Annotated in this window: 3 protein-coding genes and 1 pseudogene; 3 read left to right on the top strand and 1 reads right to left on the bottom strand. The window is 64.6% G+C overall.

Going from position 1 to position 10,045, the window contains the following annotated elements; translation table 11 throughout:
• Nucleotides 1-4,841 (bottom strand): type I polyketide synthase (locus JOZ00_RS00845; RefSeq protein ID WP_293338495.1); only part of this gene is annotated, 4,841 nt, incomplete at its 3' end.
• A gap of 268 nt (nt 4,842-5,109) precedes the next feature.
• Here JOZ00_RS00845 and JOZ00_RS00850 point away from each other — a divergent pair.
• The 3 genes and pseudogenes from JOZ00_RS00850 to JOZ00_RS00860 form a co-directional block, all read left to right on the top strand.
• Complete coding sequence (locus JOZ00_RS00850; protein ID WP_293338498.1) at nt 5,110-6,534, top strand: condensation domain-containing protein; 1,425 nt, start codon at nt 5,110-5,112, stop codon at nt 6,532-6,534.
• Nucleotides 6,535-6,601: 67 nt separating this feature from the next.
• Nucleotides 6,602-9,604, top strand: a complete 3,003-nt coding sequence (locus JOZ00_RS00855) for an RND family transporter (protein ID WP_293338500.1) — start codon at nt 6,602-6,604, stop codon at nt 9,602-9,604.
• 53 nt (nt 9,605-9,657) lie between these two features.
• Nucleotides 9,658-10,045, top strand: a pseudogene (locus JOZ00_RS00860) (PE-PPE domain-containing protein); the annotation flags it as partial.

The raw sequence follows: 10,045 nt of genomic DNA on the forward strand, positions 1-10,045 counted from the left end.
GGGTCCGAGTCGTAGAACTCGTCGATGTCGAAGCGGTCCTCGGGGACCTCCCGGATCGCATCGACACCGCCGGACAACACCTCCCAGAAGGCTTCCGGGTCGGGCGCACCGGGGAAGCGGCACGACACCGCGACGATCGCGATCGGTTCGTTGGTGGGCGTCGTCGTCACTGACGTCTGCGCAGGCACCGGTTTGGTCTGTTCGGTGAGCCCGAGCACCTCGCCGAGCAGATAATCTGCCAGATCGGACAGACGGGGATGATCCATCACCAGCGTGACGGGAATCTCGCGGCCCACTCCTTGCTCGATGCGGCGCCGCAATTCGACGGCCATCAGCGAATCCATGCCGAGGTCGAAGAACCCCGCGTCCTCGCGGATCTCCGCGGTGTCCACCCGAGTCACCTCCGCGACCGCGGCGCGCAGATAATCGGTCAGCAGTTTCTTGCGCTGTCGCACCGGAGCATTCGCGAGCCGCTCGACCAGCTCAGTCTTTCCGGACGCCGTCACGGCCGGCGCGGCGCCCGGCGCCTCGGGCTCCAGCTCGGCCAGGAACGCACGCCGCCCCGCCTGCTGATAGAGCGGCAGGAACCGCGCCCAGTCGATTCGGGCCACGACTCCTTGTGCGGGGCCCTGTGCCGTCGCAGCCGCCACGACATCGGCCAGGCCCGCCAGTGCATCGGCGGGTGACAGGGTTCGGACGCCGCGCTGGTCAAGTCGCGCACGAGATTCCGCGTCCGCCATGCCCCCTGACCACGGACCGAAATTGACGCTTGTGCCTGATATGCCCTGCTCGCGCAGGCGCCAGGCCAGCCCGTCGAGGAAGGCGTTCGCGGCGCCGTACGTTGTCTGGCCGTACCCACCCCACACCGAGGCGATCGAAGAGGTGCTGATGAAGAAGTCGAGCTGCAGCTCAGCAGCCGACTCGCTCAAATGCCATGCACCCCATACCTTCCCGGCGAACACCCGATCCACTTCCGCGTCATCCACGTCGCTCAGCGCGGTGGTACCGATCTCGCCTGCCGCATGGACGATGCCGGCCAACGGCGGCAGCTCGGCCTGCAGGCTGGTCAACAGGCGCGCGACGTCGTGTGCATCGGCGACATCGGCGGTGGCGACGTGGAATTCGCAGCCGTACTGCTCACCGAGACCATCGATGCGACGCCGCACGTCATCGCTGGGGGCGCGTCGACTGGTCAGCACCAGGTGTCGGGCGCCGCGCGCAGCCAGGTAACCAGCGATCTCCAGCCCTATCGAACCCAGTCCGCCGGTCACCAAATAGGTTGCGTCGTCGCGCAGTTCCAGCGGCGTACCGCTCGGCTGCTGGGTGCGCCGAACCAGCCGCGCGGTGTAGACGGCTTGATCGCGTAGCGCGATCTGGTCGTCCCTGACAGCCGAGTCGCTCTCCGCCGTGATCCGGTTGATGAACCGTGTCCACTCCTCGGTGGTGCCGTCCGCAATATCCGCAAGGCCGCCCCATACTTGCGGAAGCTCCAGCGCCGCGGCGCGACCGAATCCCCACAGGCAACTTTGGTCCGGCGCGACGGTGTCCGCGTCGGTGACGCGCTGTGCGCCACGGGTCACCAGCCAGATGGGCGCCCGCAGCTCAGCGGCGGTCACGACGCGGAAGAGCCGCCGTGTTCCGCTCAGGATTCGGTGTTGCATCCGCAACAGCGACCGCATAGTCGTCGTCGTACCGGAGCCCAGCGCCGCGACGTGCACAATGCGCAGCGTCGAATCTTCCGCCGCCGCAGCGCTCAACGCGATCACGAGCTCCTCGGCGTCAGCGTCGGACACCGGCAACCCGACGATCCGGTGCTGATCACCGCGCGCAGTCAGCGCGTCGACCAGAGGCGCAAGCGCGTCGGTGTCATCGCCGATGACGATCCAGGTGGATCCCCCGACGGTTTCCGCACCGGCGAGCGGAGTCGGAGATTTCTCCCAGCGGATCTCGTAGCGGTCGTCCGCGATGGACTGAGTGGTGCGCTGCTGATTATGTTGTGCCGCAAGCTTGCTCAGCACACTCAGCGTTCGATTGTCGGTGTTTTCGCCATCGAGCAGGGCCGCGAGTTCCTGGATCCGGCCGTCCTCGAGAAGACGGACGGCCTGGGTGCTCGCGGCGACGTGTTGTTGTTTGGGTTGATCCTGATTGTCGCGGAACGAGTACTGGCGGCGCTCGAACGGGTAAGTGGGCAGGTCGAGCTTTCGCGCGTTCGCCTGGCGGAAGGCATCGAATTTCGGGAGATACCCAAGGGCGTACGCGTCCGCAACGGCTTCGCTGATCTGTCGGTGGTCGGCGCTGCCTCGACACAGCGACGCGATCGCCCGCGGCGCACTGGCCGGGTCAGGCCACGCGCCCAGCGCTGCGGCAGTGAGCACCGGTCGCGGTCCGATTTCGAGTAGCACCTTGCAATTCAAATCGGCAAGGGTGTGCACGCTCTTGGCGAACTGCACCGGTTGACGCGCGTGCCGGCGCCAGTAGGCGCCATCGAGCTTGACGCTGCGGCCAAGCGCGGAGCCGGTGACATTGTCAATCAGGATCCGTTGCGGCGTACGAAAATCGAAGCGCTCCGCATACGACTCGAATTCGCCGAGAATCGGATCGAGCAACGCCGAGTGGAAAGCGTGGCTGGTTTCCAGCCAGTCGCACCGGACACCGTCGGCCGCCAGTCCGGCGACCGCCTTCTCCAGATCCGCTGCAGGCCCGGACAACACGGTGTTGGCGCCGTTGTAGGCGGCAACCGAGAGACTCGGGAACTCGTCGGTCAGGCTCTCGACGCGTGCGGCGGCGGTGAACACCGCGGCCATCCGACCGCCGGCAGCCAAACTGCCGAAGAGGCGACCGCGCTCGGCCATCAGCAGCGCGCCGTCCTCGAGACTGAACACGCCCGCGACGCAGGCCGCCGAATACTGACCGACGCTGTGGCCCAGCACCACGTTCGGCTCGAAGCCCCACGACTGCCAGAGGCGGGCCAGGCCCATCTCCACGGCGAACAACGCGGGCTGCGCGTAACTGGTTTGCCGCAGCGTCGTTTCGGCGTCCGGACCGTCCACGTCGAAAATCACGTCGAGCAAGGGCTTTTCGAGAACCTCGGCGACCGCGGCGGCGCAGCGATTCAGCGTCTCGGCGAACACCGGCTCGGTGTCGAACAACTCTCGGGCCATGCCGGGGTATTGGCTGCCTTGACCCGTGAACAGCCACGCCGTCTTCGGGGTGGCATGGGATTCGCCACGAAACAGACCGGGTGCCGGGCGGTCGTCCGCGAGCGCGCCGAGCAGCTCCACGGCGGATTCTCGGGAGTTGACGACCAATGCGGCGCGGTGCTCCAGGTGCGCTCGCCCCGCCCCGGCGGTGAAGCACACGTCGGCCAGGGAAGCCTCGGGATTGCCGCTCAGCCAGCCGCGGTATTCGTCGGCGAGCCGCACCAACGCGGCGGGCGTTCGCGCGGAAAGCGGAAGGATGCTGAACCGTCGGTCGCCGGGCTGCCCGACCGGTACTGGCGCCGAGGGAGGCTGTGCCGGTTGCTTGGGCGCTTCCTCGAGAATCACGTGGGCGTTCGTCCCGGCGAACCCGAACGAGCTGATCCCCGCGATGCGCGGCTTTCCGTTGCGCTCCCAGGCGGTCGCCTCCTGGACCACCTGCACCGCCAGCCGATCCCACGGAATGTGGGGCGACGGGTTCTCAAAGTGCAGATGCTGCGGCAACAGCTCATTCTCGAGCGACAGGATTACCTTGATGACGCCCGCGATGCCCGCGGCCGCTTCCAGGTGTCCGATGTTCGTCTTCACCGAGCCCATCAGCAAAGGCTGGCCGGGTTCGCGCCCGGCGCCCAGCACCTCGCCCGCGGCCTGTGCCTCGATGGGGTCGCCCAGCGATGTCCCGGTGCCGTGCGCTTCCAGGTAGCCCACATCGCGGGGTTCGAGGTCCGCGCGCTCGAGCGCGGCGGCGATCACCCGCTGCTGGGCGACGCCGTTCGGCACCGTCAATCCACCTGATGCGCCGTCCTGGTTGATCGCACTGCCGCGGATCACGGCCCGAATCCGGTCGCCGTCGCGGATCGCGTCCTCGAGGCGCTTGATCACGATGACGCCGCATCCCTCGCCGCGCACGTAGCCGTCGGCGGCCGCGTCGAATGTCTTGCACCGGCCGTCGGGCGCGAGCATCTGCGCCTGGGAGAAGGTGATCATGGTCGCCGGGGTGAGCAGGACGTTCGCTCCGCCGGCCAGCGCCAGATCACACTCATTTAAGCGAAGCGCTTGGCACGCTTGGTGGATCGCCACCAGCGACGAGCTGCACGCCGTGTCGACGGATACGGCCGGCCCCTGCAGGCCCAGCCGATGGCTGATCCGGCCCGCCGCCGCGGCGTTGGACGTCCCGATGGCCATGTAGGCCTCGATCTCGGGGTACGTCAGCTCGTCGGATGCCATTCCCAGGTAGTCGTGTGTGGCCAAACCGATGAAGACACCCGTGTTGGTGTCGGCCAGAGCGGTCGGCGCCGTCCCCGAATGCTCGACCGCGCGCCATGCCGTCTCCAGCAAGATCCGGTGCTGGGGATCCATCAACCTGACCTCGCGCGTCGACATGCCGAAGAACGGCGCGTCGAAACCCGATACGTCATCGACGAAACCCGCACGGCGGGTGACGACTTTGCCGGGTGCGCCGGGTTCCGGGTCGAAGAACTCCTCGACGTCCCATCGGTCCTGCGGCACCTCCGAAATCGCGTCCCGGCCTTGCCGCAACACGTCCCAGAACTCGTCGACGTTTGCCGCGCCGGGGAAGCGGGCCGCGTAGCCGACGATGGCGAAACGCGGGATGGATTCAATCGAAAGCTCGGCTGATCCCATGCCGTTGCCCTCCCTACTCGGGGGTAAGGGTTACCTTACTCGACGGTGAGATTAATTAACTTGGCAGTCAAAACGTGGATGTCACGCTCCATCCGCGGCGCTCCCGGGTCGCCTACGACGGACCACTATTGCACGTGCGCCTGTGTAGTCACCCGTGACCCTCCGCGGCCACGGTCGCCATGAGCGAGCACGGACGAATGGAGTGTAAGTTGATCCAGCAAAGAGCGGTACCGGACGGGGAGTTGGCGAAGCCGGGAAGGGCGACGTTTTGCGCATCGGGAAGATAACTGTTGGGGCACTTGATGAATGGTCGTTAAGCCCTGGCTCGGTCACCTCCTGGCACCCCACGGCCGAGGCTCGGGAAACGGCCCGACGAGCACCGATCAGTTCCGTACCGGTCAGCTACATGCAGAGCCAACACCTTCGCAACTACAGTGAACGGACGTCCGCTGGGCTAGATTTTTCCCGGCAGATCATCGCCACCTGTGAAGTGCCTGGCAAGTGTGACGTCTCCGCCATGAACGTCGCCGTCAACGCATACCTGCGCCGGCACGACACGTTCAGCAGTTGGTTCGAGCGGACCGACGACGAACGAGAGTTCGTCAGACATACCATTAGCGATCCTGCCGATATTGAATTTATCCCCGTCGATCATGGCCAGATGACGGTCGAGGAAATACACGGTCATGTGGTGGCGATACCGAGTCCACTGGAATGGGGCTGCTTCACCTTCGGAATCATTCAGGGTGAAGACCACTTCACTTTCTTTGCTGCCATGGATCACGTCCACGGGGACGCGACATTGATCGGCACGACCATGATGGAAGCCAACGGGATGTACACGGCGTTGAGTGCAGGCGGTAACGCGCTTGTTCTTCCCGATGCCGGCAGCTTCGATGATTTCTGCATTCGTGAACGCGAGTACACGTCGGCCCTGACCGTGGATTCGCCTGAGGTGCGCGCGTGGATTGACTTCGCCGAGAACAACAATGGCGGTTTTCCTGAATTCCCGCTGCCGCTGGGTAATCCGTTGCAGGCGAGTAATAGTCAGATGACCTCCGAACATCTGATGGACCCGGCACAGACGGAGCGATTCGAATCAGCCTGCACTGCCGCCGGCGCGCGCTTCGTCGGCGGCTTGTTCGCCTGCTTCGCCTTGCTCGAGCATGAATTCACGGGCGCGCTCACGTATTACGGTCTCACTCCACGGGATTCGCGCACCGCCTCGGACAATTTCATGACACAGGGCTGGTTCACCGGCCTGATTCCAATCACCGTGCCCATAGCAGCGGCGTCCTTCGGCGATGCCGCATGGGCAGCGCAGGCTTGCTTTGATTCGAGTCTGGATATGGCGAAGGTGCCCTACTACCGGGTGTTGGAATTGGCGCCATCGTTGAGTTGGCCGCGACCAAACTTTCCGGTTTCCAACTTCTTTCATGGCGGCGCCGCTCCGCTGAATGCGATTCTTGCCGCGGCCGACATGGGTCTGGCGAACAACATCGGAATTTATCCTGACGGTCGGTACTCATACCAACTGACCATTTATGTATTCCGGTACAGCGAGGGCACGGTCATGGCGATCATGCATCCCGACAATCCCGTCGCCCTGAAATCAGTCAGGCGTTACATGGCGGCGATGAAATCCGTGTGCGGGCGAGTCGCTGGTAGCGGGCACTGGGGACGCGTCGCGTAGCGTGAGTTCGTTCGATGGGTAGGGCCGGCGGGCGCACATCGGTGCGCCGATCTGGGGCGAGGGTAATATGCGACGGCTAGCCGACTTTGTGGTGCGATGGCCCTGGGTAGTGATCGGGATCTGGCTTGCGGTTGCGGCCGCGCTACCGCTGACGCTGCCGTCGTTGGGCGAGATGGCCCAGAAGCATCCGCTCGCCATCCTGCCCAGCGATGCACCGTCGAACGTCACCGCCCGAAAGATGACCGAAGCGTTTCACGAATCGGGCTCAGAAGACCTGCTCTTGGTGGTCCTGACCAACGACAAGGGGCTTGGCCCGGCCGACGAAGCGACTTACCGCAAAGTGGTGGACGCGCTGCGCCAGGACACGCGAGATGTCCTGATGTTGCAGGATTTCATCAGCACGCCACCCCTGCGCTCGGTCGTGACGAGCAAGGATCATAAGGCGTGGGTGCTGCCCGTCGGCGTTGCCGGCGAGTTGGGCACGCCACAGTCGTACGCGGCTTTCGACAGAATCGGTGACATCGTCAAACGCAGCGTCAGCGGGACTGCGCTGACGGCAAACCTCACCGGCCCCGCAGCGACCGTCGCCGACCTCACGGTGGCGGGCGATAAGGATCGACTTCCGATAGAGCTGGCAATCGCCGTTCTGGTGCTCATCGTCCTGCTGGTGGTTTACCGCAGCGCTGTCACCATGCTGCTGCCGTTGCTGTCGATCGGGATATCTCTGGTCATCGCGCAGGCGGTCGTGGCGGGCTATTCGCTACTGACCGGCTCGGGCGTCTCCAACCAATCAATCGTATTTCTGAGCGCCATAATGGCGGGCGCTGGAACCGATTACGCGGTCTTTCTCATCAGCCGCTATCACGATTATCTGCGCGCGGGTGCGGATTTCGATGAGGCGATCAAACGCGCAATGATGTCGATCGGAAAAGTGATCGGCGCGTCCGCCGCCACGGTCGGAGTCACGTTTCTGCTGATCAGCTTCGCCCGGATGGGCGTGTTCAAAACCGTGGGGGCGTCGTCGGCGATCGGGATCGGTGTGGCGTTCCTTGCGGGGGTGACGTTGCTGCCCGCGATTCTGGTGCTTGCGGGACCACGTGGCTGGGTCAAGCCACGGCGCGAGCTGACCTCTCGATTCTGGCGGCGTTCGGGCATCCGCATCGTGCGCCGGCCCAAGGTCAATCTGGTTGCCAGTCTGCTCGTGTTGATCATCCTGGGCAGCTGCGCCGGCCTGGTGCGCTACAACTACGACGATCGCAAGGCGCTGCCGCCCACCGCCCCGAGTTCTGTCGGGTATGCCGCGCTGGACAGTCATTTCCCGGTGAATCAGTCCATTCCGCAGTACATCCTCGTCCAGTCACCGCATGACCTGCGCACGCCGAAGGCACTCGCGGACCTGGAACAGATGGCGGACCGAGTCAGCCAACTGCCGAATATCGGTGCCGTCAGCGGTATTACGCGTCCCACCGGAAATGTGCCCGAACAATTCCGGGCGACCTATCAGGCGGGCGCCATCGGCACCCTGCTGGCCGACGGATCCACCCTGATCAACGACCACACCAAAGACCTCAACCGGCTGGTCGACGGGGCCGGGACGCTGGCCAACAGCCTCGGCGATGTCCGCGGCCAGGTCAACCAGCTCGCCGCCAGCGCGCAGGAACTGGAGAACGCCTTCGCATCGGCGAAGAACCAGTACAGCGGCGACGCACTGGTCAAAGAAGTCGACATCGCGGCCCAGCTCGTCGACCATGTCAACTCGCTCAGCAATGCGATGGGCTGGAATTTCTCGGCGGCCAAGAACATGTTCGCCTGGATAGGCCCGGTGCTGGCGGCGCTGCAGGGCAATCCGATATGCGACGCAGATGCGTCGTGCAGCGCCACCCGCGGGACCTTCGAGCAGCTTGCCGGCTCGCGCGATCAAGCGGACCTCGACGCGATCAATGACCTGTCCCGCCAATTGCAGGACTACCCGGACAAACGGGCCTTGAAGGCGTCGACCGAGCGGCTGCGCGCGGCGCTGGCGAAGCTCTCCAATGTGCTGCACTCCATGGGAATGGACAAACCCGGTGGCCTGCAAGCGAATTTGAACACCCTGCAGAACGGGGCGGACCGATTCGCGGGTGGGAGCCGGCAGGTAGCCGATGCGGTGGCCCAACTCGTCGACCAAGTCAAACAGCTCGGTACCGGTCTCGGTGATTCCCCTGCGATTCAATTAACGCTGAAACGCGACGCGGCACAACCGGCGATGGCCGGGTTCAATATCCCGCCGCAACTGCTGCATTTGCAGAAGTTCCAGGAGGCGGCCAAGGTATTCATTTCACCGGACGGCCACTCGGTGCGGTATTTGGTTCAAACCAAACTGAACCCGTTCAGCACCGAAGCCATGGATCAGGTCAATGCCATCCTGACGACGGCGCGCGCGGCCCAGCCGAACACCGCGCTGGCGGATGCAACGGTGTCGATGGCGGGATACACCGTCGGCCTGAAGGACACCCGCGACTACTACCAACACGACATCCGGTTCATCATCGCGGTGACCCTTTTCGTCGTGCTACTGACGTTGATCGCGCTATTGCGTGCGATTGTCGCACCGTTGTATCTGGTTGCTTCCGTAGTCATTTCGTATTTGTCGGCGGTGGGTATCGGCGTATTGGTTTTCCAATGCTTACTGGGCCAAGAATTACATTGGAGTGTGCCCCCGCTGGCATTCGTGGTGTTGGTCGCCGTCGGAGCCGACTACAACATGCTGCTCGTCTCGCGAATGCGGGAAGAGTCGCCGAACAGCTTGCGTTACGGCATCATTCGCACCCTGAGTTCGACCGGCGGTGTGATCACCGCGGCGGGTCTGATCTTCGCCGCGTCGATGTGCGGGCTGCTGTTCTCCAGCATCGGCACCGTGGTCCAGGGCGGTTTCGTGATCGGCGCGGGAATTCTTCTGGACACTTTCCTGGTGCGGACCGTCACGGTTCCGGCAATCGCCGCGCTGGTCGGGCGGGCGAACTGGTGGCCGTCACGAGTGGGCGGGCGACGGTCACCGGCGCCGTCAAGCGCCGGATCGCCAGCGGGTTAGCGAGGACGGATGACGTGTGTGAGACTAAAGATTCCGAGTGGTCAGGGGCGTGGATGAAGAAGCTACTCGCAGGAGTTACGGCGCTGGTAACTGTCGGCGCAACAGGGTATTTCGGCGTCAGTACCGCGACCGCTGACGACACGCCCATCGGCGGCCCACCGACCCCCGGGGCACCGGGCGACCAGACCGCGTTCGCCCTCGGCGGCGCTCACGTGCTGGGCATCCCGTATGACGAGTACATCCGCCAAGAAGGCGCTCAGTGGTTCCCCGGTCAGCAGCGAGAAATCGTTCGCTACCCGGCGGGTCAGGTCCAGGGGCACGTGCTGGAGCGGCTCTTCCCGGGCATCGGCAAGTTCGACGAGAACTTTCCTGGCCTGGGCCTGGACGGCCCCAGCGTCGGCGAGTCGGTCGATGTGGGAGTGAATAACCTCGAGGCGGCGA

Origin of the sequence: Mycobacterium sp. (genome assembly GCF_019243155.1) — a bacterium.
GTDB lineage: Bacteria > Actinomycetota > Actinomycetes > Mycobacteriales > Mycobacteriaceae > Mycobacterium.

What these genes read in the sequence shown, in the direction of transcription:
- JOZ00_RS00855 (WP_293338500.1), top strand. Translation starts at nt 6,602, where the DNA reads ATGCGACGGCTAGCCGACTTTGTGGTGCGATGGCCCTGGGTAGTGATC.